Source organism: Thermosporothrix hazakensis (genome assembly GCF_003253565.1).
In the GTDB taxonomy this organism is placed as follows: domain Bacteria; phylum Chloroflexota; class Ktedonobacteria; order Ktedonobacterales; family Ktedonobacteraceae; genus Thermosporothrix; species Thermosporothrix hazakensis.
The window spans coordinates 1,001,131-1,026,761 of record NZ_QKUF01000001.1 but is presented as its reverse complement, the minus strand read 5'-3'; the positions used below and the strand labels follow the sequence as shown (position 1 = coordinate 1,026,761).

The following is a 25,631-nucleotide window of genomic DNA, read 5'->3' as shown; positions in this document are numbered from 1 at the left end:
GGAATGAACCTCTCTTCTGTTATTCTCAGTTTCGTGGGGTGACGCCCAATCCGGGAGCATCCGGGAGGATAAGCTTGCCGTGCTCGACTTTGACACCACTATAGGGATCGTTCTTGATCAAGAGATGTCCATCCAGATCGGCGTAATCAACCAGCGGTGTGAGGTGAGCGGCTGCCGTGATCGAAAGCGAGCTTTCGATCATACAACCAATCATGACCCGCAGGTTGTGTGCTCGTGCGGTATGAATCATCTTCAGGGCGTTGCGCAGACCGCCACATTTCATTAACTTTATGTTAATCCCATCAACACAATCAGCAACGACTGGAATGTCATCGACGGTGACGCAGCTCTCATCGGCAATGATGGGCAGGGGCACATTGTCGCGAATCAGCTTGAGCCCTTTCAGGTCGTGGGCTGGAACCGGTTGCTCGACGAATTCAACATTCAGGTCTGCGAATTGTTGAATCTTCTCAATGGCCTCTTTTGGGGTCCAGCCACAGTTTGCATCAACGCGGATCACCGCTGACGAGACTTCGCGAATCGCCCGGAGGTTGTCCAGGTCGTTCTTTGTCCCTACCTTGATTTTCAGAATGGGATAGTCTTTGGCGGCCAGCGCTTTCTTTGCCATCTCAGCGGGGGTATCGATGCCAATCGTAAAGGAGGTCAGCGGTGTGTGTTCTGGATTCAGGCCGAGCAGCCGATAGACCGGGATGTTCAGTATTTTGCCGATGAGATCATAGAGAGCCATATCAATCGCTGCTTTCGCGGCTGGATTACGCCCTATCGCTTTCTCAACATCCTGCAGGATCGTATCAAGCAGGAATGGATCTTCGCCCAGATGGTCGGCAAAGCGCTCAACACAGGCGAGCACGGTTTCCTGAATTTCGCCATAGTAGCGACTGGGGGCCGCTTCACCATAGCCGGTAATGGTATTATGAGTTATCTGGACGACAACGTTTGTCGCAACAAGTTGAACCGAACGTGCAATCCGAAATGGGGTTTCTAGATCGAGATTCATGGGCCTGGCGTCAATATGCATCTTGTGTTTCCCTCCTTACATAGGGCCAGCGCGTGGCTGGCGGTACGGTCAAACTCAAGCATTGAAATAGCGCTGAATGGCATCAACCAGCGGATCTGCACCAAAGCGGAGAACATCAACAGTGGGCAGGCCGGTTTCCTGCTCAATACGTTGTATCTCGGCGTGGGCTTCCGCTTCAGAAAGATGATGGGTGAGCAATGAAATACCAACCACTTTGCTGTTATGGTGAGGATGGAGCCAGTTGACAGCGTCTTCGTTCATCCGAATCATCTCGGGAAGAGATGGGAGCGGACAATGTTGATAGCCGTCAATGGTTGTGGCTCCGGCAATATGGCAGAAGATCATCGCATCGGGAAGTGTTCCGTGTAACAGGCCTAATGTAACCGGGGAATAGCCGGGGTGATTGAGGGCCCCCTGTCCCTCAACAAAGACCCAATCATATTTCTCACAGAAGTCCAGCACCATTTCTTCGACCATTCCAGCTAGAAAATCACAGATGATATGGTCGATAGGCAGGCCGTTCCCTGAGATCATGATTCCGGTCTGGCCTGTGGCGACAAAGGCGCTGTTCAGGCCCCGCTGGCGGGCTGTTTGCTCGAGTTCCAGCATGGTGGTCATTTTCCCGGTTGAGCAATCGGAGCCGACTGCGAGAATAGTATGGCTACCAGCGCGGTGCGGAGTATAGTTCGCAACAACCTTTTTCTCAGGTGGGCGGCGTACATCATAGAGCATGACGCCATGCTTTTCGGCTGCCTGACGGAGCTCTTCATCATCGGATAGGAAGAAATGGAGCCCGCTGACGATGTTCATTCCCGCCTCGATTGCTGTGAGCAACTGCCAGCGCCATGCTGCCGGCAGATTCCCACCACGTGGAGCGATACCGATAAGCAACGTATCTGGCTGATAGGGGAGGGCTTCACGAATGTCTCGAACAATTGGTATCCCTATACCGAAGTTTGTTTGCAGTGCTTGCGCAACATCCTGACCAGCTTTGGTGCTGTCAATGACAGCAACAACTGTATCCTTGCTATAGCGGATGACACCTACTGCTGTTTTCGCTGCATGAAACTGAAAGGAGCCCTCTGCAAGAATAACGATTCTGCTCATAATAGCCCAACCTCTCAATACTCGAAGATGCTCTGTCATTTCAGGATGAATTGACAGAACGACAAATAGTATCTCTTATTATATAACCTGAAAACGGGCTTGTAGGGCCTGATTTTTCGTATGCAGGATTGGAGGTACGCTTGCTTGCTTCGAGAGGGAAAGCGCTTCTGCAAAAAGGAAGCTGATTATCTGTATAGTTTGAGAAACGTGATAGAAATAACCACGTACTATGTAAAGGGGAGATCAGGGAGAAATCTTCTAGAAGGAATAGCATATGAGGGAGCAGAAAGGATTGACTGAGTACAGCAACGGAGTTGATACTGCGATGAAGCATTTTTCGTCGTATGACGATCAAAACCCGATAAAGATGGAGGCCATTGTTGCAGGTCCCATCAGCCTGCATATTCAACCGCGATTCGGGGAACAAGCAGGCGTATCCAGGAAAATGTTCGAGGCCGAACAGGTGGCCTTGACGGCTGCTGGCTCTGCCTTTCATACCGGGGTGGCACTGCAAAAGCTTGGCATTGGTACCGGTTTAATGGGAAAGGTCGGTGATGATGATTTCGGGCGTATACTCTTACAGGCGCTTGAGCCCTATGGCCCGCTTCTGACCGAGAGCATGATCATTGCGGTGGGAGAGGCCAGCTCATGTGCAATTGTGGTGGAGAAGCCCGGGAGAGAGCACACGGTCATCTATTCACCTGGTTGTAATAAGACATTCAGTGTCAATGATATTCGTTATCGGCTGTTGGAAAATATCGCGCTCTTTCATGTTGCTACTCCTGCTCTGTTACCATGCATGTATCAAAACAATGGAGAAGGGCTGCTTGCGCTGATGCAGCAGGCGAAGGAGCGTGGCGTGACCACCTCGCTGGATCTCTCGTTCCCCACGCTCCTCGGGGTCAAGCCGGAGTGGAACGAGATGTTATCGGCTGTTCTACCGTCTGTAGATGTGGTGCTGGTAAATGTGGAGACGCTGCTATTTCTGTTGCGACGTCCACTGTATGAGAAGTTTACAGCCCGCGCTAATAAGATTAAACCTGTAGACCGGGTTTCGCCTGAACTGGTTTCTACCCTTGCCCGAACCTTGATGGAGATGGGCCCAAAGATGGTCGGACTGAAACTCGGGCATCGTGGCTTTTATCTGCGTACGGCCAGCTTTGCTTTGCTGGAACAGATGGGGCGGGCGCAGCCTTCGGGACTGGTGAATTGGGCGGATCGCGAGATCTGGGCTCCCTGTTTTAAGGTGGATGTGACAAGTAGCACTGGAGCCGGGGACACCGCGCTTGCAGGCTTTTTGCTCGGGTTGCTGCGGGGAATGTCTCCAGTGGCGGCGCTTTCGGCGGCGTGTGCGGTCGGAGCGAGCAGCGTTGAGGCGCCAGATGCGTTAAGTGGTGTGCGAAGCTGGCCGGAAATCATGGAGCGGCTGGCGGCTGGATGGCCGCGTCTGTTGCCCGGGAAGAAGGTGCGGACTCCACTGGATATGGAAGCCTTTAAGTGGCGTTGGTCTGAAACAGACGAGGTCTGGCTTGGTCCTGAAGACAGCCGTTATTAGCTGTGAAATCGTGAGCGGGAAGGCGTCAGAAAATCGTATCTACAGCAGAGTGCATCTGATGCGCTTTCCCTGCTCTGACAGAGCAGGCGCCTACTGGACTCTAACAGGCAGACATGATATCATTATCTGCAACCGTATGGCGTGGATGCACGGTATTTAAAGGAGTTGATTTTTCATGCAGTTTGACTTATTGCGCTGGCTCTTCCAGGACCCTGCTACAGCCGGTGCTGATGCGGGTTTATCAGGGTCTGAGCCGTTCCATTTTCTCTGGCCCTGGGTTATTTTTTGTGGTTTAGGACTCCTTGTCTGGTTTTACTATACAGTTGAGGGCCGGAAACGTTTTGTGAAAGGCAAACCGATTGCAAAGCGCATGCTTGATCGCTTCCTCGGCTGGCTTGCTGTGCTCTGTCTGGTTGGCTTTGTCTTTATCTTTGCTCGTGTCGCGATGGACTCAAGTCTGTTCGCCTGGCGTTTCTGGCGGTATCTCTGGGGGCTTGGCCTGCTTACCTGGGCTGTTGTCTGGGTTGTCTATCTCATCAAGCGCTATCCGAAGGAGCGGGCGAATATGGAGGCATGGAATCGCAGACAGCAGTATATACCGGCAGGGAAACGGAAGAAGGCAAAGGCAGGTAGCAGGTAGAACAGAGCATGAACAGCGCTGCGGGTATTATTCTCACAGGCGGACGAAGCAGGAGAATGGGACGCGAGAAGGGGCTTTTACCGCTCCCCGGCAATGAGCAGTATACGTTCGTTGAACGCCTCAGCCTGACCCTCTCCTCTCAGTGTAGCGAAGTGATTCTCGTTGCCCGCGACAGGGAGCAGGCACGCCTGTATCAGATGCCGAATGTGCGTACTGTCGTTGATGTGGTGCCAGATGTTGGGCCACTGATGGGTCTCTACAGTGGCTTACGGGCCATGCAGGCAACGCATGCACTGGTAACGGCAGTTGATATGCCGCTGGTACAGCCTGCGATCATTCACTATTTATTGGCTTTCCCTCAGGATGATACCTTGCTTGTTCCCGTTGTGAAGAATATCCCGCAGGTCTTGTTCGCTGTGTATCCGCGAACGGTTCTTCCCCTGATCGAACAGCGTTTACAGGAAGGGAGACGCGACCCTCGCTCCCTGCTGACGCTTGCCCGAGTCCGTTATATAGAAGAAGCGCAACTGCGACTGATTGAACCGCAGTTGCGTTCGTTTCTCAATGTGAACACTCCTGAAGAGTTGGCTGCCCTTCAACAGCCCTCCTGATACAGGTTATGCTTCTGGCTGTGTGGCTTGAAACCGACGCCAGCGGCGCTGTGCCAGCCCCTTGATTTCATTCTCAAAGCCGCGAACGGTGAGCCACTCACGCGTCTCTCCAAGCAGCACCACATCGACCTCGCGCATTTGGGCGATGGAGGCGGCTCCGCTCAACTGCATCGCTATTTTGAGCTCCTGAATAAAGCGCTCCAGCAATTCCTGAACGGCCTCATAGCTCTGGCTGGCTGCCTTCAGGAATGGCAGACCAACACCGACCAGCGTAGCTCCGAGTGCCAGCGCTCGCGCCATATCCAGTCCGGTGCGTATGCCCCCGGTCGCGATTAAGGGGACGTGTGCGCTGGATGCCTCCACAATGGCAATCGGTGTCGCGATCCCCCAGTTTTGGTAGAGCAGCCCGAGATTCATTGCGGCTGTGTTCCCATGTGAGCGGGCCCGCATCGCTTCCAGCGCTGGCATACTGCTGCCGCCTGCTCCTCCGACGTCGATTGCCGCGATGCCGTAGGAGCGGAACAGGAGCGCCTGTTCCCGGCAGATGCCTGCGCCGGTTTCTTTGGCGATCACTGGCTGTGGAAGCTGTTTGGTCAATGCTTGAAGTGAGCTGGCGATTCCGACGGCTCGTCGATCTCCCTCGGGCTGTGTGGCCTCCTGAAGGCTGTTCAGATGGACTGCAAGGGCGTTGGCTCCAATCATGGAGATCGCGCGTTGTATCTGCTCAAGCGTAAAAGCCGGATGGCCTTCCTGCGCGATAAGCTGTGGTGCGCCGATATTGGCAATGAGAAACGCGTGGGGGGCCTGTTGCCGGGTAATAGCAAAGCTTCCTTCAACCTCAGCGTTGACAAGGGCGGCTCTCTGGCTGCCAACTCCTAGCGCCAGGCCGTATTCTTCGGCTGCTCTGGCAAGATTGCGGTTGATGGTGGTCACGTCGGGATGGCCGCCGGTCAACGAAGAGATAAAGATAGGGTAGCGGAGCCGCTGCCCGAGAAACTCGACTGACATATCAATGGCGTCAAGGTTCACCTCTGGTAGCGACTGATGCACAAAATGCACATCATTCCAGTTGGCGCGTTGCGGGACGGCTACATCTTCTTCCAGTGCAATCTTGACATGCTCTAATTTGCGCTGTTTGACTTCATCGGTCATGAGCGTGTAATCCTTTCTTTGTGCTTGCGACGGAGGAGCGAGATAAGTAGATAGGCAAGCGGAATACCAAAGATAAGCGCTGTCTGATATGGGGCGATCGGATCACTCTGAAAACCGATAAACGCGTAAATAAAGAGCGAGGTGAAGGTCAACCCCAGTATTGTACTGGAAAAGGTGTCCAGCTTCTGAAAAGGGAGCATCCAGAAAAACCAGAGGGTGTACCAGGGCCAGAACCAACCGGAAACGAGTACAAGATACCAGAGAGCGGAGGTATACCAGCTCTTGAACAGGGTAAAGATACCTGCTTTGTTGAGATATGCCGCTCGTACCTGCCCAAAGCACGAGCCATAAATCAAGACAAAGATAATGGTTGCAGAAGCTCGGAGCGTCATATCTGCGGAAATGACCGGGTTGATATATTTAGGAATATGCGCCACTTGAGCAAAAAAAGAGAAGAGCGCACGCAACGGGATTGCCAGTACACCAATTGGTGAGTGCACAAAGTGCTGCATGTCGATCGCCGATGTAATGGCAAAAAAGGTGACGGCCCCTTTCCAGAATGGGAGAAAGAGGCAGAATGCCGGAAGAAGAACGAGCACCAGGCGGCGGCAGAATGCCAGAAATGCCTGTAGTAGCACACGCTCGTGTCGGACATCAAACCAGAGAAAAAGGGGAGCCAGCAACAGGGCAATCAGGTTCGTGCTGATTGCCAGCCCAAAAATGAGAAAGGCCGCTATACATGGAACGATGCGCTCTTTATAGGTGTAGCAATAGACGGAAAGGAGCAGAAGCAATAAAAGGAGTCCCTCACTATGTCCGTTCCCTGCTAGCTCGATCAGCACCAGAGGATTCCAGGCATAGAGAAGCGTGCCCGAGAACTGCCTTCTGGGCATGATCCTGCCAAGAATGGTCCAGACAAGCAGTGTGTTCAGCAGGTGCATGAGCAGTGCAAAGCCTTTAAAGAGCAAAAGACTGACAGCCGGATTGTCACTGAGAAGAGAGAGCAGAGCCGAAATACAGAACCAGAGGGGACCATAAATGTTGGCGATATTCCGTCCGGAAATCACCCAATGGATATAGGGATCGTAGGGCAATTGGGCCGGAAGCGTGTTATAGGGATCAAGCCCGTAGACCGTGATAATTCTTCCGGCAATCATATATGTAAACACATCATCCGAGAACAGCTTCGGCAAAAAGAGCAGAGTGACACCAAAAAGGGCTGTGCTTCCTGATAGCAGGAGCAGCGGATGCCGCAGGATCTCCCCCGCGTGTCGACTCAGCGAGAGGGCTAACAGATACAGGAAGATCAGCCCGAGAAGAGTACCGCCGAACAGGAGTGAAGGCAGGAATGAGGCGCTTGTGTGAAACAGTCCTGCGAGTTGTTGATAGGGAGCTAGAAGCCAGGAAAGCTGTTCGAGCAGGGGAGTTGCACGAAGGTGCAGCACGGAGAAGGGAACCAGTGCAAGAAGCAAAAACCAGAGAAGTTCTATACCAAGCGCCAGCACGCAAAAGAAAAGGAGCTGACGTCCTGATTTTTTGTTTTTAAGCATTGATGTTGCTTGAGTTTGTACTGAAATAGCCAAAATGAAAGCAATCCTTCATCAAAAACTGGGGAAAAAAGACGGTAACTTCCTGCTCTGAAAGCATCACCCGGGGGCATGCTTTCACGAGAGTGAACCATCTTCCTCCTACTATCCTACCACTATATAGTATGTCGAATAGCAGAAAGGTTCTATAACAGGAAGCTACCGTTGTAGAAAGCTATTCCAGTCCAACGCGTTTGAAGGATGTATCGATATATTTGAGATAGAAATCTGTGTTGGTTAGCTCTTCAAGCTCAGCGCGGCTGAGGTGCTGCGTTACTTCAGCGTCGTTGCTGAGCTCGTTCAGCAATGCCGGACCCTGAATCGGGCCCTGGCTTGCCTGTGCCCAGACCTTTTTGGCGTTGCGCTGGACCATTTTATAGGCTTCCTGTCTGCCTACACCCTTGTCAATCAATGCCAGCAGAATGCGCTGTGAGAAGACCAGGCCGCCCGTCATATTCAGATTGGCCTTCATGCGCTCTTCGTCTACCTGGAGTCCTTCAATCACGTTAGTGAAGATGGACAGCAAATAATGCAGGAGGATACAGGCATCGGGAATGATAATGCGCTCGGCGGACGAATGGCTGATATCCCGCTCGTGCCAGAGGGCAACATTTTCCATTGCTGTGACCGAGTAGCCTCGCAGAACACGTGCCAGACCACAAATACGCTCACACAGTTCAGGATTGCGCTTGTGAGGCATTGCAGAGGACCCCTGCTGACCGGAGCCGAAGGGCTCGAAGGCTTCGCTGAGCTCGGTTCGCTGAAGGTGTCGGATCTCCTGTGCCATTTTTTCCAGCGAACTGCCAAGCAGGGCTAGCGTGGTGAGGAAGTGGGCGTGACGATCACGCTGGACAACCTGATTGGAGATCGGAGCCACACCCAGACCAAGCTTTTCGCAGACAAATTCCTCGATCTGTGGTGGGATCGTGGCGTGTGTGCCAACCGCACCGGAGATCTTGCCGACACTGACCTGTTCCAGAGCAGCGGCCAGACGCTTTTGATGGCGTCGCAGCTCATCCATCCAGAGCGCAAGCTTCAGACCAAAGGTGATGGGCTCGGCGTGAATGCCGTGTGTGCGACCTGCCATCAGGGTGTATTTATATTTCTTCGCTGCTTCACCAACGGCTGCGGTCAGTTTGGAGAGTGCAGCGGTCAAGACCTGTCCGGCCTCCTTGATCTGGACGGCCAGCCCGGTATCAAGTACATCGGAAGAGGTCAGGCCGAGGTGGATAAAGCGACCTTCGGGCCCGAGCTGCTCTTGAATGGAGCGAAGGAACGAAATAACATCGTGGTGTGTTTCCTTCTCGATCTCCTGCATGCGCTTTTCATTATAGCGTGCTTGCCGGATCTTCTCCATTGCTTCGGGGGGAATGACACCTTCACGGGTCCAGCCCTCACAGACGAGGAGCTCGACTTCAAGCCATTTATCGGTTTTATGTTTGTTGGTCCAGAGGTTTGCCATTTCTGGCAGTGAGTAACGCTCGATCATTGCTTTCTGTGTATCCTCAATCAATGGTTGTAGAGATCAATAAAGAGAAAAGCCGCGAGAGTGGTTCTGCCTGGCGACACCAGGGTGCTCACATCACAGCAGAACGCACAACACAATCAGGGTGTGCCGATAAGATTGTAGCATCTTGTTAGTACTATTGTCACCTGGAACGTGTTGTTCCATCGTGGAGGGGCGCGATTCTGCGAGGGGGTCGGGCCTCGCTGGCCGGGATGGTATAGGCAATTTGTCCTGTTTCTCTGGTTATTCGTTCCTCTACTTCCTAGAATTCTTGTGTTACATACTTCCTTGTGATATTCTCGCTTTATCTATGAGGCCAGATATCCTTACACTTTTTCTCTAAAAATCGTGTTTCTTTCGGGGTGAAAGAGAGATACGTGTCTCTCTATCGATGGCTCATGGGATGTGCAGGGAAGTGAGACCTGAATATTGTTTCAGTAGCGCCTCAGGGAGCATGAAAGAGGTGTAAAGCGTGAGCTCAAATGTGCAGCAAATTGGCAAATACAGGCTATTGGAAAGTCTGGGGAAAGGGGGGACAAGCGAGACCTGGAAGGCATTCGATGGGCAAAAAAGACAGCATGTCATTGTCAAGCAGCTACAGGCTGAGGTTGATAATCCAACTGCTTTTGTGCAGACAACCGACATACTCAAGGCCTTATATCATCCGAACGTGATCCCGCTGCGTGAGGGGATTCTTGAAAACGCCGGGGCGTATATGGTCAGAGAGTTTGTGACCGGAAAGACGTTGGCGCACATCCTGCAGCAGAAACGGCAAGCCAGAGAGACCTTTTCGGCGCAGGAAATCGTCGAGATTTTTTATCCTGTCGCTCAGGCTGTTGAGTATGCACATCGAAGCCGGATCATTCATGGAGGTTTAAAGCCATCTAATATTTTTCTTCGTCAGCCTGACGGACGCGGCGGAAGTTACTCGGGTGAGGTGGTTGTAACCGACTTCGGGGCATGGCAACTACTCGGCAATCCCGCAAACGCGCAGCATCGCCTCTCTTTGACCGCAATGACGTATATCTCGCCAGAGCAGGCATGGGGAAATCCGGGCCGACCAAGCAGTGATATTTACGCGCTCGGTGTGATTCTCTATGAGATTTGTGCTGGAACGGTGCCATTTCAGGGCAATCGACCGGTCGCGCTCTTGATGCAGCATGCCAATAAAGCCCCGGTTCCGCTTCGGGCGATCAATCCGCATATCTCTGAGAGGCTGGAAGCAGTGATTATGAACTGTCTGGAAAAAGATGCTTCCAGGCGCTTTCAGAGTGCACCAGAACTGGTCTCGGCGCTGGCAGATGCGCTACAGGTTCCGCTACCAGAGAACACAACGCCGTCGCTGAGTGGCAAGCAGACATCTGGTTGGCTTCAAAGCGTTCCTCGGGTGATCGATGCTACTCCCGCTCCCAAAAGGCCGGAACAGCAGCCTGCTCGTACAGTAGCATCTGACGTGCGGAGTCAATCAGGGCTACCGGCAGACCATAGGCGTAACGAGAATGTTTCACAGAAAAGCGATCAGGTGCAAGCGCTTTCGGAGATGCTGGCCTCCCGGCAGGAACGACAGCGCCGGCAGCAAAAATTGATCGTGACCGTGAGCGCTCTGCTGGCTTTGACACTGGTGCTTGGCATTGTGTTGACTCTGACCCTGACTCTCTCAATGCGCTCCGAGCCGAAGGTGCTCGGCTACGCTTCCTTTAGTAGCAGCCACCTGTTTGAGGTGAAAAAGGATGGGCGCGGCAATAATGATCAGATGACAGTCACGCTCTCTAATCTGGAAAAGCAGCCCGCGGCTGGCTCTAGCTTCTATGCATGGTTACTTCCAGATAAAGGGATGAGCCTGGCATCTGCTCTGCTCCTGGGCAAACTTCAGCTTGGAGATGACGGCAAGGCGACGCTCTTCTATCAGGATAAGCAGCAGACGAACCTGTTCTTGCGCATGAGTCGGCTGGTTGTGACTGAGGAACCGGATCCGAGCCCTCCACAGAAGCTGACAACGGATACCAGCAAGTGGCGTTATTATGCTGAGATGCCACAGAGCGTGGGCAACGATAAAACGCTGCTCCAACAGATGCGGGCGCTGCTGGTGCAATCACCTGAATTGAAGACATATGGCATTGAGGCAGGCCTGAGCGGCCAGATGCTTCAGAATATGCAGAACCTCTTTGCCCTTTCGACTCACATCTATAGTGTACAGCTTGATGGCACTCAGGCAACATCCTGGGATCCAACGTCTCTGCGCCAGGAACTGGCAAAGCTGCTGATCTATCTGGAAGGCTATGAGCAGGGAACAAAGGATGCATCACCCATCTCGGTAACGCTTTCGGAGAGTGAAAAGCAGGCGACACAACTGGGTTTGGTGAGTGGTTCAAAGAATTATCTGGGCCTGCTTGAGCAGCATCTTGAGAATATGAGGCAGTCACCTAACCTGCTTCAGGAACATCAGGAAAAGCTATCAACGCTGAGGCAAGAGGTGAAGGTCCAGCGTCAGTGGCTGATGCAGATACTTAATGATGCCAAGCAGGCGGTCAAGATGAGTGATAAGCAGCTCACTTCAACCGGCGTCTTTGTGGATATTGCCCGCTATGGCTCGTATGCCTATACGGGTTGTGTGGAGGAAAAAAACAACCAGAAGCAGCCCGGCTTCGTAGAGATATATGTACAGACGCAGGACCTTGCTGCCTTACCACTGCTCTCGTATGCCGCAGGAAGTGAGAAATAGTGCGCTGAGGCAGGTGGGTTAGTAATGTCGGCATAAAACAGTGTCGTCGCGTGTTATTTATGATAGAATATGACGGGCTGCTAAGAAATGAAAAAAGGATGGGACCCGTCAATTGCGGGTCCCTCTGTATGTAGATATGGAAGGCCGGAGCGGCGGGTCAGGGCAATCCCCCCCTTAAAGGAAACCGCAAGCACATCTTGACGAAGCAAGACCATGCATGTACAATCTTGTCACTGTGTTGTGTGTGGGGGGAACCTGCCGGAAAGCACAGCCTTCCCGGACACCTAGTAATCATTGATTAGAAATTGGGAGAGACCAATCACTATGAAACAGGGAATTCATCCGAACTACGTTGAAGCCACAGTGAGCTGTGCCTGTGGAAATAGCTTTAAGACGATGAGCATTAAGCCCGTCCTGAAAGTTGATGTTTGCTCTGCTTGTCACCCGTTCTTCACCGGGCAGCAGCGTATTCTTGACTCGGCAGGGCGCGTTGAGCGTTTCCGCAAGCGCTTCAATCTTGAAGACGAGAAATAGGCTTTTGAGCGTATGCAACGGGATAAAGGATGGCTCAGGCACTCCTTTATCCCTTTTTTCAGTTTGAGCCCAATGGATAGATATGAGAGATCCATGAGATACATAAGGGACTACAGGGGGTGAATATTCTGGTGAATGCAAAGCAGCGCACTATCTTATTCCTGATTGCTGATACGGGCGCGGGACATCGTAGCGCGGCGAACGCGATCAGAAATGCCTTACACCTCATCTCTCAGCAAGAGCAGGACGAGTGGCTGCAACGCTCTGATGCGGAGGCCGGGAGTGAGGAGAAGCAGGCGCCACCACCACATTACAACGTCGAAATCGTTGATGTGTTTGAGGAATACAGCCGTTTCCCGCTGCGTGAGTTTGTCAAACTCTATGGGCCTGCGATTCGTTATAATCCCAAACTGTACGGCGATGTATTTCATTTAAGCAATCGCGTTGGAACGGTAACCGCAGTCAATACCATGACGACGCCCTTACTGCTGAACGGCTTGAAGCGGCTTATCATCAGTGTACAGCCTGATATCATTGTTTCTATCCATCCGATGATTAATCATGTGACAATTCGTGCCTTGCGTTCGCTTGGCTTGAAGATCCCGTTTTTAACTGTGGTCACGGATCTGGTTTCTGTACACCATTTCTGGCTGGCTGAGGGCGCTGACGGCTATATTCTGCCAACGGAAGAGGCAAAAAAGCTCTATCTGGAACGTGGGCTTGATCCGAAGCGAATGCATGTGTTAGGCATGCCTATTGACCCGAAATTTTCGCGCCCGATTGCAAGTAAAGAAGAGCTGCGTCAGAAGTTTGGCCTGACGCCGGGGTTGCCTGTGATTCTGCTTGTTGGTGGTGGTGATGGTGCGGGAGGACTGCAAACTGCGGTCAAGGCAATTTCTCAGGCTCGTCTTCCCGTGCAATTACTGGTCGTGACTGGACGAAATAAGCGTCTGTATGCCAATTTACAGCGCACGCGCACGCGTTTGCACGTTCCGGCGCAGATCTTTGGCTTTGTTGATAATATGCCTGAGCTGATGCACGCTGCCGATGTCCTGATTACGAAGGCTGGACCGGGAACGATCTGTGAAGCGCTGGCCTGTAATCTGCCCCTGATCCTCAGCGGCTATGTGCCCGGGCAGGAAGAGGGGAATGTTGATTTTGTGGTACAGAATGGGGTTGGTGTCCTGGCGCTTGATCCGCGCACGCTGGTGAATGAACTGCGCAAGTTGATTAAGCCCGGCTCAAAAGTGCTACAGCAGCGCCTGGAGAACGCGAAGGCCCTGAGCCGTCCAGAAGCGTCATTTGATATTGCACGGTGCATCCTGAGTTATATTCCTGCGAATCAGGAGATGGACCCCTGGGAGTCCCCGCAGTGGTTACGACGGCAGCGGCATCTGACGGAGCGCTTGCGTTCGGCTGTGCGCCTGCGTCCTTTGTCTGCGCGTTTCCCTCACACTCTTCTAAAGAACCCTGCGACACGCCGTTCTACACAGACACATGATTTATCGGATATCAGTGATGTCTGGGAAACAAATAAGCGCAAGTAAAGGCGCTTGTTGAGAGAGCATCTCTATCCTTTTCCATCGCGCCTGATACAATTTGAAAAGGGAGCAATGCCGGGTGAAGGAGCTTTTAACGCATGGCTAAATTCTATTATGGTGGGCAGGCAGTTATTGAAGGTGTCATGATGCGCGGGCAGAACTCGCTCGCTGTCGCTATTCGAAAACCGGATCAGAACATTTATGTCTACGAGGAGAAGCTGACACCAAAGATCTATCAGAATAAGCTCTTCCGTCTGCCCTTTTTACGTGGCATGATCCTGATGTGGGAGGTTCTGGGCCTGGGATCTCGGATCCTGACCCTTTCCGCCAATGTTGCGACGGGCGCGCTGGACCCTGATGCACCGAAGGAGACCACCGAAAAAGGCGAGAAGCCGGAAATGATTGGCGGTGCTGGTATGGTCGGTTCCTTGCTGGTCTCTCTCTCGATTGCTGTTGCGGTCTTCTTTGTCGGACCGATGCTGGTAGCGAATCTCCTTCAGCCATTGATTGGTGGCGGCTGGCTCAACTTGCTGGTTGAGGGAGGCATTCGCCTGTTGTTGTTGCTTGGCTATCTGTATTTCATCGGACGAATACCCGATATTCAGCGTGTGTTTGGCTATCATGGAGCCGAACATAAGGCAATCAATGCAATGGAGCATGGGCAGCCGCTCGACGTTGCGCATGTGCGGCAGGCGACCCGCTTGCATACTCGTTGTGGCACCGGCTTTATCCTGATAGTCGCGGTAATCTCCATTTTTGTCTTCGCACTGGTTGGTTCGCCGATCTGGCCGATTAAAATACTATCGCGTATTCTACTCGTTCCTGTTGTGGCAGGGATCGCCTATGAGGTGATGCGTCTGGGAGCGAACTTCTATCATGTACCTCTGGTGCGCTGGCTGTTGACGCCTGCTCTGGCCTTGCAAGGCTTAACGACGCGTGAGCCTGACGATGGTATGATTGAGTGCGCAATTGCCGCGCTCGAACGTGTATTACAGAGAGACAAAGAAGCGGAATCGGCTCACGATGAGGTGCCGGTCAATGATCGTCGGGTCGTAACTGAGAAGTGATGGAAAAGGATAAGCTAAGAACGATGCAATCTGAACAAGCGCCAAAACAAACATCTGAGGAAAATACTGCTGTACCATATGATTTACCTGAGCCTGTAGAGAGCGAAACCATGCTTGCGGGGTTGCGGGAGCCGCAGAAGCTTCGTTTCTCGTTTGTGCGTTGGGGAACAACGGGCATGATTCGCGTACTCTATCGGCTCTGGACACGGCTGGCGGTTCGTCTGTTTCCGGAGAACTCACCGGGCGAGCGAGTCGCCCGCGCCCTGCATGTTCCTCTGCCTGACAGCTTGAACATGAGTTGGGTCACGGATCAGCTTTCCGTGGGTGGACGCGTGCATCCGCAGGACATTCAGACGTTAGCGCGGGCTGGCGTGAATTATGTGGTAGATACCCGTTCCGAATATTGTGACGATAAAGAGGCTATGCGGGCAGTCGATATCGAACTGCTGCATTTGCCTGCCCCCGATACCTATCCGCTCAGTATAGATCAGTTGATGGAAGGGGCACGGTGGGTCAGCGAGCGCCTTGAACAGGGAGGACGCGTGCTGATCCACTGCGAACATGGCGTCGGACGCAGCGTTTTGCTGACCTGTGCCGTGCTGGTCTATCGCGGGATGAACGCATTTGAAGCGCTCAGTCTGGTGCAGCGAAAACGCTGGCAGGCCTCGCCAAACCATCGGCAGGTTCAGCGACTGCGTGAATTTGAGGCCGCCTGCCGTTCCAGAACATAGCGCTCAATCGCGAGTGCAACCCCATCCTCGGCGTTACTGGCAGTAACCGCATGGGCAACCGCCTTTACCGCTTCCGGGGCCTGCCCCATTGCCACACCCCAACCGGCTGCCTGAAGCATCTCGATATCGTTATTGTTGTCGCCGATAGCCATAACCTGTTGCATGGTGATTCCCAGATGGCGGGCCAGCGCTTCAACGCCGCTGGCTTTCGAGCAGGTCTTATGCATAATTGCCAGCTCTGCCGTCTGGTAGCTACCCAGTGGCGTGATGTTCCAGGCACAGTGCAGGGATGAGATTGCTGGAACCAGCTTCATCACCCGGTCTTCTGTGGTGAAGGCCACAATGCGCAGGGGGTCCGGTTGCCCCATGCAACAGGTCGCATGCTGGAAGCGACGAATGATGTTGATTTCGGGAAGGTATGCAAAGTATTTTGCGACATCTTCGTTATCGAAGTCCTCTGGTCCGGTCCAGGTTTCCTCAACCTGATTGGTAAAATGATGAATGACCGGTTGCACGTTGTACTCAACCAGCACATCAACAACCTGCTGTGCGATCTCGGCCTGTAGCAGATTGGTATGGAGCACATGACCATCCGGATGGTCCAGAATCAGCGCACCATCATAGAGCACAATCGGGATGTCAAGCCCGAGTTCAGTCGCGATGCTTCCCGTGCTGAGATAGCGGCGTGCCGTAGCCAGTGTGACGGTAATACCGGCTTCTCGGGCGGCACGAATCGCAGCGCGTGTGCGTGGGGAGATCTGTTTCTGGGGGTTGAGGAGTGTTCCGTCAATATCAATTGCTATCAGTCGGATATCTTGTGGTAGCATATTCATGGGCGAATGTACAGAGACCCTTTTCTACAAACAAAACAATGAGAAAGCTACTCTCATTATAAGCAGGACTGACGGAAGAGGGCCAATAGAAAGCCTACAAGTACTGGCTGCCCGCGCTTGTGAGCACGATCGTTCGGGCCGCCACGCATTTTTCAAGCAACCCCTGAAGGGATGACAATGAGAACGAGAGAAGAACAAACAGTAAATATGAGTGACGATACTGAACAGCCGCTTGCGCAGAAGCAGGAGGAAGTGATCCGCCCCGAGATGCGCTCTTTCTGGCGGGATGCGGAAGGCTGTCCGCTTCTTCCCGATATGGAGCCTGTTAGCACGGTACGTGATAGCCTCTACGATTTGATCCCGCTTGGACCCCGTGAAAGAAAACTGATCGGGACAACTCCATTTTTGCGTTTGCAGCAGGTGAAACAGCTTGGCTTTGTCTATCGTGTCTGGCCCGGTGCGACGCATACGCGCTATGAACATAGTCTGGGATGCTATCATCTGGTCGTGCGGGCGCTGCGCTCGCTGTTGTATCGGGGGGAGCATGGTGGCCTGGATGGTATCTCTGTCAGCAGCATTCGGGCGCTGGTTGTGGCGACATTGTTACACGATATTGGCCATTATCCCTATTCACATACGATTGAGGAACTGGGTCACCCGATCCTCTTGCATGAAAAGGTGGGGCGCTCGATTATTGAGAAGAGCGAAATCGCAACGATCATCGAACGCGATTATCATCTATCGCCCGAGCGTGTCGCTGACTTTGTTGACCCGCCGCGCAATCGAGAGCGCCATCCGGATGATGAGCTGTTGAGTGCGCTCCTGAGTGGGCCGCTGGACGTTGATAAGCTGGACTATCTTCCCCGAGATGCGCGAGCCTGTAATGTTCCCTACGGAGGCGTTGATGTTGCCAGGCTGATCAGTGCGTTGCGCGTTCATACCATCGATGGTATGCGGCGCATTGTCGTAACGAATAAGGGTATTAGCCCGATGCATTCACTGCTCCATGCGCGTCAGGAGATGTATGATAATATCTACTGGCACCATACGAGCCGCTCATTCCAGATGATGCTGGTCAGGGCGGTACAGGATGCACTATCGGCGGAGTGCCTGACGGCTGAAGAACTGGTTGGCCTTCATGATGCCTCTCTGCTTGAACTGCTGCAAGCTGAGACTATGCCAGAGAGTACAAGGGCGCTAGCCGTGGATCTGGACAAGCGCCGCCCGTATAAAGTGGTGCTGGAAGTCAGTCGGAAGGCGGGCCGCTTCTTTAATCGGCTGGATGCCCTCTACTGGGACGCGGAACGCCGTCGCCGGATTGAACGGGAACTGGCTGCTGCGCTCACTGAGAAGCTGGATATGAAGATCGCCGATTATGAAATCCTCTTCGATATTCCCCGCCCCGAGAAGTGGGAAATGGATCTCTATATCTCTTTTGAGCATCCCCCCGTCGGGATGAAGCCGCTTATGTCCTGGGTCGAGGTGACCGGTCTGCAACCGGATGATCTGGCGCGCTATGAGCAGCATCAGCGGCGTATTCGCGTCCTGGTAGCCGCGCATCTGCGCGAGAAGATTCAGGCGCGCAAGGATGATATCGTGCTTTCGTTGTTGGAGCAACTGGTTGCTTCTGTCCATTAAAGCGCTTTCCGCAAAGCGAGAGTCCGGTTCCGGGAGCTCTCGCTTTTTTGTTGCTGGTGAAGATTGGCAGTGATAGGACGTAATTGTTGCAGAAAGCAGCAAAGGAGTCGGACCATGAATGCAGCAGACAGACAGGAACAGCGACGGCCAGGATGCATGGCGCTTCTCTTTCGCTGGCTGCACTTTCTGGTGGTAACCACACCCGGACGGGTTGTGGTGGGTATCATCTATGTCGTAAGTGGGCTGGCGTATGGCTTCTCATCATATACAGTGCACTATCAGGCTGGTCCGTCCGGTCCCTATCATCTCCTTGTCTCGGGTGACTCCTATTATCTCTCTACTGAGTCCGAACAGAACGTCTACTATCGTGTGGCGGTGGGAGATTTTCAGCCTATGCCGCACATTCAGGCGGAGCAATGGGACAAGCCACCGATTGTGTCCTTGCTGATTGAAGATCGGGCGGAGCATTTTGAGCTCTGGCTACCGGATGGTCGCCGTTTACGCGGGAAGAGCTACCGGGTGGTGCAGTTGACGCTGAGCCCGAATGAAACCTTTACAAGCGCTACGCTGCGCCAGCACCCCGATGGCTATTCGGTGAATCGCTGGCCGCTAGGGCTTGGCTCTTTGGGATTCGGGCTGCTCTGGTGGCTCTTTGCCTCGCTCGGGTTGTTGCTGGACTGGCTGGCGAAGCGCAAGGGCCGGTACGGGGAGCTCCGCGTTTCCGAAGAAAAGGCGCTGGAACTCCTGGACAAGCAGAACAGACGAGAGGACCTCTATGTGCCGGAGCACTGGCTGAGGCGCATTCGCCGGGCGCTTCGTGATAGAGGACGGGATTAAACGGGGCGCATCGGGCGAATGCTGGCTGGTTCTCGATCCTGCAAGCGAAGCTTTTTCAGTGCCTTATCATGAAGCCGCTGCGCAGGCGGATATTGCATATCGATCTCAAGCGCCTGCTCAGAGGCCGTGAGGGCCTGCTGATATTGTTCAAGGCGGTAATGAGTATCCGCTTTCAGGGTCCAGTAGCGCACATTGGTAGGATCAAGCTGGATAAGGTTATCAATTACCTGGCTTGCCTGTGCATAGCTGCCCATGCCACGCAGTGCCCGGATAAAATGTTCCCAGGCGAACACGTGATCGGGGATGATCTGAAGCAACTGTCCGGAGATTTCCAGCAACTCGGGATAGCGCTCCAATGAGCGAAGGGCTTGAGCCAGATTCATCAGGGCAATGGTGTTGAGCGGTTCCAGCGCGAGAATGGCCTGCGCTACCTCTGCTGCTTCCGTCATGCGTCCGAGCTTGTAGAGAATCTCGCCTTTCAATTGAAGCGGGAAGATATATTCAGGGTCAAGCGCAATGCTCTGATTGAAGGCGCTCAGGGCCTCGTTCAGTCGCTGAAAGTTCATCAGGGCAACGCCCAGATTGGCCCACGCTCGTGGGTCATTTTTGCCAACTTCAACGGCGCGTTGTGCGCTGCGCAGGGCCTCTGGATATTTTTGCTGAAGCAGTTGCAGGCCACTCCGGTTAATCCATGCTAGCGGAAGAGTATTATCAAGCAGCAGCGCCTGATCATTTGCAACGGTGGCTTCAGAAAGTCGTCCGAGTTTTTGCAGTGCCCGTGCTTTAAAGGCCAGACCCTCAGGAGATGCCGGTTTCAGACGAAGATACTGCTGAGAGAGCTCTAAGAGCTGCTCGAACTGTTCTGCCTGCTCCAGAACTTTCGCGAAATAGGTATAATAGCTTTGTGTTCTATAATCATGAAAGTTCTGCTCCAGCATTCTGACCAGGCAATTTTGTGCGAGCTGCCAATCTTCTTCTGTGATATGTTGGAGAAGTTGGGCAGAAAGATCTTCAAACTCCTGGGCTGTCATTGTGTGGCGCTGCTGTTCGTTCACCGTTCCAGATAACCCCTTCCGAGAATATCAGGGAAGCTATCCCCCCTCAACAATAGTAACACTCATTATCGCATGTATACCGGGTATGAGCAAGCCTTTCTTTACATGCCATGACTATACAGATTCTTTACAATTTTCACAAGGTTTCCTGATGAGGTCCCTGTATAGTAAGTATAGAAAGTTTACAGAGGGGATAGGGATAGACGTGGTATGAGAGTGAGGATATCTGGACTTGTAAAAGGGAAGAGGAGACTGCCAATGTCTACTTTTGAACCGGACAAGGATGAATTGCAATCATATAATGCTGTTCCCAATACGCAATCAGCGGAAAAGACATCTTCTTCTGCTCCGCAGGAAGCGGGGAGCACTCCACAGGGCGACTATGGACTGTATGCAAGCCAGGGGAGCCACATGGATCAAAAGATAAGTCCGATGCAAAACGCGCAACAGACGACCGCGGAAGCCCCATACAATATGTACACTGCCCCACAGGCATATGGTGCGCCTCCGCCAAAACGCAAGCGGAAATGGGGCCTCGCGCTTCTGATCCTTTTGCTTCTGGCGCTTGTCTTTGGCGGTGGCCTGTTTGCCGGTTTGCAGGTTGCCCGTGGGGGGGTGGCAAACGAGCAGGTGACTCCTCAGCCGACCATACCGCCTCTAACAGGTACCAACATCGAACAGGTGCGTGAGGCGGCTGTTGAGAAGGTTCGCCCATCTGTGGTTCTGATTACGGCTGAGACCAGTAAAGGGACCAGTCTTGGCTCAGGGGTCATTGTGGATAAACGAGGCTATATTGTCACCAATAACCATGTCATTGAGGGTGGACGCAATTATCAGGTAACGATCAACGATGGTACCAAGCTGAACGCGCAGGTGGTAGGCACCGATTCACTTGACGATCTGGCCGTGCTGAAGGTGGAGACCAAGAAGACGCTTATTCCCGCAACACTGGGTGACTCATCAAAGCTCAGAGTAGGTCAGGAGGTGTTGGCAATTGGTAATCCTCTGGGCAATGAGCAGACCGTAACCAAAGGTATCGTAAGCGCACTCAACCGAACGGTTTCTGAGGATAATGGTTCGGGTGCGATCCTGAACGCGATTCAGACCGATGCTCCTATTAATCCTGGCAACAGCGGCGGTGCGCTGGCTGATCTTCAGGGGAATGTGGTTGGTATTCCAACGTTGACGGCGATTGATCCACAGTTTGGTACTCCGGCAAATGGTGTCGGGTTCGCGATTCCCTCAAACCGGGTGCAACAGGTCGTCAAGCAGATTATTGAGACCGGAAAGGTCACCAATAGCGGACGTGCTGCGCTTAACATTCAGGCTGCTGACGTTGATCCGTTTGTCGCGGCACAGTATAACCTTCCGGTGGACCGTGGCGTGCTGGTGGCCGAGGTCACGCAGGGTGGTGCGGCTGCAAAGGCTGGAATTCGGAACGGGGATGTGATTGTGAAGATCGATGATACAGATGTAAAGAGTCGCTCAGATCTCACCAATTACCTGTTGAACAAGAAACCAGGTGATCAGGTGACGATTGGGCTCTATCGCGGTAATCAGCAGTTGACGGTCAAGGTAACGCTGGACGAATTGAAGGCGCAATAAGAAGCGCTCATGCATTGCGTTTGACTTGAAGATACCATTTCTCGCATGTGCGTTCTAACTGTGCTTCTTCTCCGAACGAAGAAGAGGGGACGGAGAATCCTGGCTCCTATCCTCTCTTCTTTTTTGCGCTTTAGGAGGTATGGGAAACCTGCGCGGTTGGGGCCGGGCGAGGACGCCGACTGGCAAGCACGACGCCAGAGAAGAAGACAATCCAACCAACTGCCATAATCAGCCAGAAGGTACTCTGGATGCCGAAACGCGCGAGGCTGCCTGCTGCCGCGTTTAGCAGGTCTCCAAGCAGGATCAGGAGATTCGCCCAGAGCAGATTTGCTGTACGCATCCCTTTAATATTGGTTTGGTGGCGAATCAGTTTCCAGCCGGAGTAGATCGCAACCCCGACGACGGCAACAACACCCAGTGAATTGAGGAGAATAATCATAACAAGCCAGGGACCGGGGCGCAGAACGCCGCTTCCAGGGGTTCCGGCAATTGCTGCCAGATGCGTAACATCGATGGTAGCATCTAGAATAAACGCGATGCAGATCAGGCTCAGGAACGAGAGAATCAAAAGGCAGGTTCGAGTAACGCGCGGACCGCTAACCAGCGCAATGCTTCCCAGGCCCAGCCAGGCTGGCATGATTGCTGCACCAAAGATATAGTAGATGCGATACAGTAGCATTCCCGTGGCGCTGGTCGGTTGTACCAGCAGCATACAAATATAGGCAAGCGTCGCAACCACTGCCATGCTGAGACCGATCGACCAGTACAATTGATTGGCTCGGTGTTTCTGTAGATATTGTTTGATGACGGTTCCTGCAAAGATTGCGGTCACTACCACGTTAATGATAGGTGGCAGATAGATCAAGAGTGTATTCATGACAAGCCCTTATGTGTTAGCGTACAATCTCAAAATCTCCAGAAGTGCTCTGAGATTTTCTCAAAGATTCTCTCAAAATATACAAAAAACGATAGGGGAAATGCAAAAAGGCCTGTCAGGACAATGCTTAGCGAATCGGAGCAGGAAGACCTCTGTGTTTGAGCTAGAGCGAAAGTTAAGGACTGCCCCGGGTCCGAGGTTTGAAGAGGGTTACTCCCATACCGCCGAGGATCGCAAGAAGAATGCCTACCCCGAGCTGAATGCCGGGCGTATTCAGGTTCAAGAAGGAGAGCAGCGAGAAGCCGGGCGCTGGCTCCTGTGTTTGAGGTGGATGCGTTGTTTCCTGCGTTTTCTTCAGGCTTGGCGTTGTTGGCTTGTTATTGGTGGTGACCGGCTGTGGTGTGTTCGCTTCTGCTGATTGGCTTGAATCGGACTGACTCGCAGGCCGTTCACCTGACGAAAGCATCACGCTATTATGTTGCTGTGTGAACATCAGGAAGCCGGAAAGCAGGAAGAAGATGCCGATCACCGCTGCCAGACCACTGATCAGGCGTAGCGATCTGCGAAGCGGGCCGGGTAAATGCCGCTTATGCTTGCTGACAGGTGTGACAGTGCTGCCCTCTTCTACTGGCAGCGTAAAGGAGCGTGGCAGGGGCAGCGGCGGAAGGTCATGGAGCAAGGCGACCGTTTGCCGGAGCGACTCCAACGATTGCCTACAGTCCTCACAGGATTGTATATGGCGTTCCGCCTTGTCCTGTTCGGGGGAGGTGAGTTCTCCATCAAGGTAGGCCGAAAGTTCTTCAGTTGTCAGATGCCGGGTATCGTGTGTCACACAAAAGCTCCAGGAAAAGATTTACTCGTTGCTTAGACGATAGGTGCCGGGTAAAAGTTCCCGGTGTTGCGAAAGATAACTGCGCAGTTTGCTCCGACCACGCGCAATGCGGGAACGAACGGTACCGAGCGTGGCCTGTGTGGCCTCAGCAATCTCATCATAGGAAAGGCCCTGAATATCACAGAGAATCACCGCGACGCGCTGATCAAGCGGAAGCTGCGCCAGCCCCTGTTGAATCAGTTCTTGAAGCTCGCGTGCGAGTACGTGCGCTTCCGGGTTCTCCTCTTGCCGGGAGGTGATGAGAGGGCCTAATTGTTCGGGTGCATGGGGCGCATCTTCTTCGGTCAGTTCGTCCAGTGAGCTCGCGGGGTGGCGTTGAACCCGACGCCAGTGGTCGCAGGCCAGGTTGGAGCCAATGCGTAACAGCCATGCCCGAAAAGAGGAGCCGGGCCGAAAGCTCGAGATCGCGCGAAAAGCGGAAAGAAAGGCTTCCTGCGTGACATCGGCGGCAACCTCGGCGTTCCCGAGCATGCGAAAAACTGCGCTATACATCAACTGCTGATAGCGCAGCACAAGCTGGTTAAATGCCTGTACGTCCCCTCGTTGGCTCCGAGCGATCAGGAGTCGCTCGTCTTCTGTTGCTGACCTGCTCATCACACAAATTACCCCAGACTTTGAAGCCGTTTGTGCTAGTGTAGCATATTTTACGTGCGGTGACTATTGCTTTTGGCATGAAAGGCTATCTCCAAGTTACAACGACTTGAAAAAGAGGGATATAAGGTGATATATGTAGATAGATAAGCGTGTTAGCTAGCTTCGTTGACACCTGCAAGCTCTGGTGTCATAATACCTGTACACAATAACACTAGAACTATCGCGCAATGTCTACAAAAGTTTCTGCTTCGCTGTGGAAGCGGAAAGACTGGCTCATTGATGAGCAAGTATGCCGCATATATTCCCCTGAGACGAAGCGATATCCTGTGGAGGACTGAGAATGACCACTGCTACAGCAGGTCTCGAGGATGTCGTCGCCACGACGTCTTCTATTTGTGATCTTGATGGTAAACTTGGCAAACTCACCTATTTTGGGGTGGATATCCACGATCTCGCACGCTATTCGACCTTTGAAGAGACCGCATATCTTCTCTGGCATGGTACGCTCCCAACGGAAGCGCAGCTAGAGGAAGTAAAAGCGCAGCTTTGTGCTCATCGTGTTATCCCGGAGCAGATTATTGCGCTGATGAAACTGCTTCCTGCCGAGACCGCCCCGATGAACGCCTTGCGCACGGCCATTTCTGCCCTTGCTGCATTCGACACAAGCTTGAATGATACATCGACACATACCAACGAGCAACGGGCGATTCGCCTGACTGCCGCCTTCCCTACCATTATCGCGGCCTGGCACCATATTCGGAACGGACGTGAACCGATTGCGCCATTGTCCGATGGCTCCCATGCCGCTAACTTCCTGTATATGTTGAATGGCGAGAAGCCCGACGAGTATAGCGCTCGGGTTCTGGATGTTGCCCTGATTTTGCATGCTGACCATGAGTTGAACGCCTCGACATTTGCCGCTCGTGTCACTGCCGGAACAAAAGCCGATATGTATGCTTCAATCACTGCGGCTATTAGCGCGCTTTCTGGCCCGCTGCATGGTGGCGCGAACGAGCAGGTCATGCGCACCTTACTGAAGATCGGCGAGCCTGAAAAGGCAGAGGCCTATATTCAGGAGGCGCTGGCCCGCAAAGAGCGCATTATGGGCTTTGGGCATCGTGTATATCGGACGGAGGACCCCCGAGCAACGCATCTGCGTGAGATGTCGAAGGAATTGGGTGAGCGCAAGGGCGAAACTCGCTGGTTCGAGATATCGCGTAAGATTGAGGCATATATGAAGGAGCATAAAGGGCTGAACGCCAATGTTGACTTCTATTCTGCCTCGGTGTACTACACAATGGGCATTCCTGTGGATCTGGATACTCCCATTTTTGCTTCGAGCCGCGTAGCAGGCTGGACTGCTCATATCCTGGAACAGTATGCAAACAACCGCCTGATCCGGCCACGCGCCGACTATGTCGGACCAAAGGTGACGGAGTATGTCCCGCTGGAACAGCGTGGCTAGTGCAGACGAAATTGAGCGAGAAGAAGAGACTGCGCGGTCTCTT

The 25,631-nt window shown here is 53.0% G+C and carries 22 protein-coding genes; 12 read left to right on the top strand and 10 right to left on the bottom strand.

Annotated features, from left to right (window positions below; genetic code table 11):
- Nucleotides 1–25: 25 nt before the first annotated feature.
- Nucleotides 26–1,039, bottom strand: coding sequence for a dipeptide epimerase (locus EI42_RS04390; RefSeq protein WP_111319180.1), 1,014 nt, complete (start codon nucleotides 1,037–1,039; stop codon nucleotides 26–28).
- Nucleotides 1,040–1,093: 54 nt separating this feature from the next.
- Complete coding sequence (locus tag EI42_RS04385) at nucleotides 1,094–2,146, bottom strand: N-acetyltransferase DgcN family protein (protein ID WP_111319178.1); 1,053 nt, start codon at nucleotides 2,144–2,146, stop codon at nucleotides 1,094–1,096.
- A gap of 274 nt (nucleotides 2,147–2,420) precedes the next feature.
- On the opposite strand from EI42_RS04385, the gene EI42_RS04380 reads away from it, so the two are divergent.
- From EI42_RS04380 to EI42_RS04370, 3 genes are all read left to right on the top strand, one after another.
- The gene (locus EI42_RS04380) at nucleotides 2,421–3,701 is read left to right on the top strand and encodes a carbohydrate kinase family protein (RefSeq protein ID WP_111319176.1); all 1,281 of its coding nucleotides are present in this window, start codon (nucleotides 2,421–2,423) and stop codon (nucleotides 3,699–3,701) included.
- A 175-nt stretch (nucleotides 3,702–3,876) separates the two neighbouring features.
- The gene (locus EI42_RS04375) at nucleotides 3,877–4,341 is read left to right on the top strand and encodes a hypothetical protein (RefSeq protein WP_111319174.1); all 465 of its coding nucleotides are present in this window, start codon (nucleotides 3,877–3,879) and stop codon (nucleotides 4,339–4,341) included.
- A gap of 8 nt (nucleotides 4,342–4,349) precedes the next feature.
- A complete protein-coding gene (locus EI42_RS04370) occupies nucleotides 4,350–4,952 on the top strand; it encodes a molybdenum cofactor guanylyltransferase (RefSeq protein ID WP_111319172.1) in 603 nt (200 codons plus the stop codon).
- Between the two features lie 6 nt (nucleotides 4,953–4,958).
- Here EI42_RS04370 and fni read toward each other — a convergent pair whose 3' ends face one another.
- The 3 genes from fni to purB all read right to left on the bottom strand — a co-directional run bounded on the left by fni (nucleotide 4,959) and on the right by purB (nucleotide 9,179).
- Nucleotides 4,959–6,104, bottom strand: a complete 1,146-nt coding sequence (fni, locus tag EI42_RS04365) for a type 2 isopentenyl-diphosphate Delta-isomerase (RefSeq protein ID WP_111319170.1) — start codon at nucleotides 6,102–6,104, stop codon at nucleotides 4,959–4,961.
- On the bottom strand, nucleotides 6,101–7,654 hold the full coding sequence (locus tag EI42_RS04360) for an MptA/MptB family glycosyltransferase (protein ID WP_111319168.1): 1,554 nt from the start codon (nucleotides 7,652–7,654) through the stop codon (nucleotides 6,101–6,103). The genes fni and EI42_RS04360 overlap by 4 nt, the downstream gene beginning before the upstream one ends.
- Before the next feature lie 211 nt (nucleotides 7,655–7,865).
- On the bottom strand, nucleotides 7,866–9,179 hold the full coding sequence (purB, locus tag EI42_RS04355) for an adenylosuccinate lyase (RefSeq protein ID WP_111319166.1): 1,314 nt from the start codon (nucleotides 9,177–9,179) through the stop codon (nucleotides 7,866–7,868).
- A gap of 490 nt (nucleotides 9,180–9,669) precedes the next feature.
- Here purB and EI42_RS04350 point away from each other — a divergent pair, with 490 nt between their 5' ends.
- The 5 genes from EI42_RS04350 to EI42_RS04330 all read left to right on the top strand — a co-directional run bounded on the left by EI42_RS04350 (nucleotide 9,670) and on the right by EI42_RS04330 (nucleotide 15,792).
- Nucleotides 9,670–11,919 (top strand): serine/threonine protein kinase, encoded by a 2,250-nt coding sequence (locus EI42_RS04350; RefSeq protein ID WP_111319164.1) that lies wholly within the window; start codon nucleotides 9,670–9,672, stop codon nucleotides 11,917–11,919.
- Nucleotides 11,920–12,243: 324 nt separating this feature from the next.
- On the top strand, nucleotides 12,244–12,453 hold the full coding sequence (gene rpmE / locus EI42_RS04345) for a 50S ribosomal protein L31 (RefSeq protein ID WP_111319162.1): 210 nt from the start codon (nucleotides 12,244–12,246) through the stop codon (nucleotides 12,451–12,453).
- Between the two features lie 119 nt (nucleotides 12,454–12,572).
- Entirely contained in the window at nucleotides 12,573–14,000 is a 1,428-nt protein-coding gene (locus EI42_RS04340) for an MGDG synthase family glycosyltransferase (RefSeq protein WP_246046319.1), read from the top strand.
- 92 nt (nucleotides 14,001–14,092) lie between these two features.
- A complete protein-coding gene (locus tag EI42_RS04335; protein WP_111319160.1) occupies nucleotides 14,093–15,061 on the top strand; it encodes a DUF1385 domain-containing protein in 969 nt (322 codons plus the stop codon).
- A 23-nt stretch (nucleotides 15,062–15,084) separates the two neighbouring features.
- The gene (locus EI42_RS04330; protein ID WP_170142342.1) at nucleotides 15,085–15,792 is read left to right on the top strand and encodes a protein-tyrosine phosphatase family protein; all 708 of its coding nucleotides are present in this window, start codon (nucleotides 15,085–15,087) and stop codon (nucleotides 15,790–15,792) included.
- Here EI42_RS04330 and EI42_RS04325 read toward each other — a convergent pair.
- On the bottom strand, nucleotides 15,747–16,619 hold the full coding sequence (locus tag EI42_RS04325; RefSeq protein WP_170142341.1) for a Cof-type HAD-IIB family hydrolase: 873 nt from the start codon (nucleotides 16,617–16,619) through the stop codon (nucleotides 15,747–15,749). The genes EI42_RS04330 and EI42_RS04325 overlap by 46 nt on opposite strands.
- Before the next feature lie 213 nt (nucleotides 16,620–16,832).
- Between EI42_RS04325 and EI42_RS04320 the strand changes: the two genes are divergently transcribed.
- Nucleotides 16,833–18,263, top strand: coding sequence for an HD domain-containing protein (locus EI42_RS04320; protein ID WP_246046318.1), 1,431 nt, complete (start codon nucleotides 16,833–16,835; stop codon nucleotides 18,261–18,263).
- Between the two features lie 114 nt (nucleotides 18,264–18,377).
- Nucleotides 18,378–19,100: a hypothetical protein gene (locus tag EI42_RS04315; RefSeq protein ID WP_111319152.1), complete on the top strand. Its 723-nt coding sequence runs from the start codon at nucleotides 18,378–18,380 to the stop codon at nucleotides 19,098–19,100.
- On the opposite strand, the gene EI42_RS04310 is transcribed toward EI42_RS04315, so the two are convergent.
- Nucleotides 19,097–20,155 (bottom strand): tetratricopeptide repeat protein, encoded by a 1,059-nt coding sequence (locus EI42_RS04310; protein ID WP_111319150.1) that lies wholly within the window; start codon nucleotides 20,153–20,155, stop codon nucleotides 19,097–19,099. The genes EI42_RS04315 and EI42_RS04310 overlap by 4 nt on opposite strands.
- Nucleotides 20,156–20,413: 258 nt before the next feature.
- Between EI42_RS04310 and EI42_RS04305 the strand changes: the two genes are divergently transcribed.
- Nucleotides 20,414–21,760: a S1C family serine protease gene (locus EI42_RS04305; RefSeq protein ID WP_170142340.1), complete on the top strand. Its 1,347-nt coding sequence runs from the start codon at nucleotides 20,414–20,416 to the stop codon at nucleotides 21,758–21,760.
- Between the two features lie 130 nt (nucleotides 21,761–21,890).
- On the opposite strand, the gene EI42_RS04300 is transcribed toward EI42_RS04305, so the two are convergent.
- The 3 genes from EI42_RS04300 to EI42_RS04290 form a co-directional block, all read right to left on the bottom strand.
- Entirely contained in the window at nucleotides 21,891–22,637 is a 747-nt protein-coding gene (locus EI42_RS04300) for a hypothetical protein (RefSeq protein ID WP_111319146.1), read from the bottom strand.
- 175 nt (nucleotides 22,638–22,812) lie between these two features.
- Entirely contained in the window at nucleotides 22,813–23,469 is a 657-nt protein-coding gene (locus EI42_RS04295) for a zf-HC2 domain-containing protein (protein WP_170142339.1), read from the bottom strand.
- Nucleotides 23,470–23,490: 21 nt separating this feature from the next.
- Complete coding sequence (locus EI42_RS04290) at nucleotides 23,491–24,123, bottom strand: sigma-70 family RNA polymerase sigma factor (RefSeq protein WP_111319142.1); 633 nt, start codon at nucleotides 24,121–24,123, stop codon at nucleotides 23,491–23,493.
- A 340-nt stretch (nucleotides 24,124–24,463) separates the two neighbouring features.
- Between EI42_RS04290 and EI42_RS04285 the strand changes: the two genes are divergently transcribed.
- Nucleotides 24,464–25,588, top strand: a complete 1,125-nt coding sequence (locus EI42_RS04285; RefSeq protein ID WP_111319140.1) for a citrate synthase — start codon at nucleotides 24,464–24,466, stop codon at nucleotides 25,586–25,588.
- Nucleotides 25,589–25,631 lie beyond the last annotated feature (43 nt).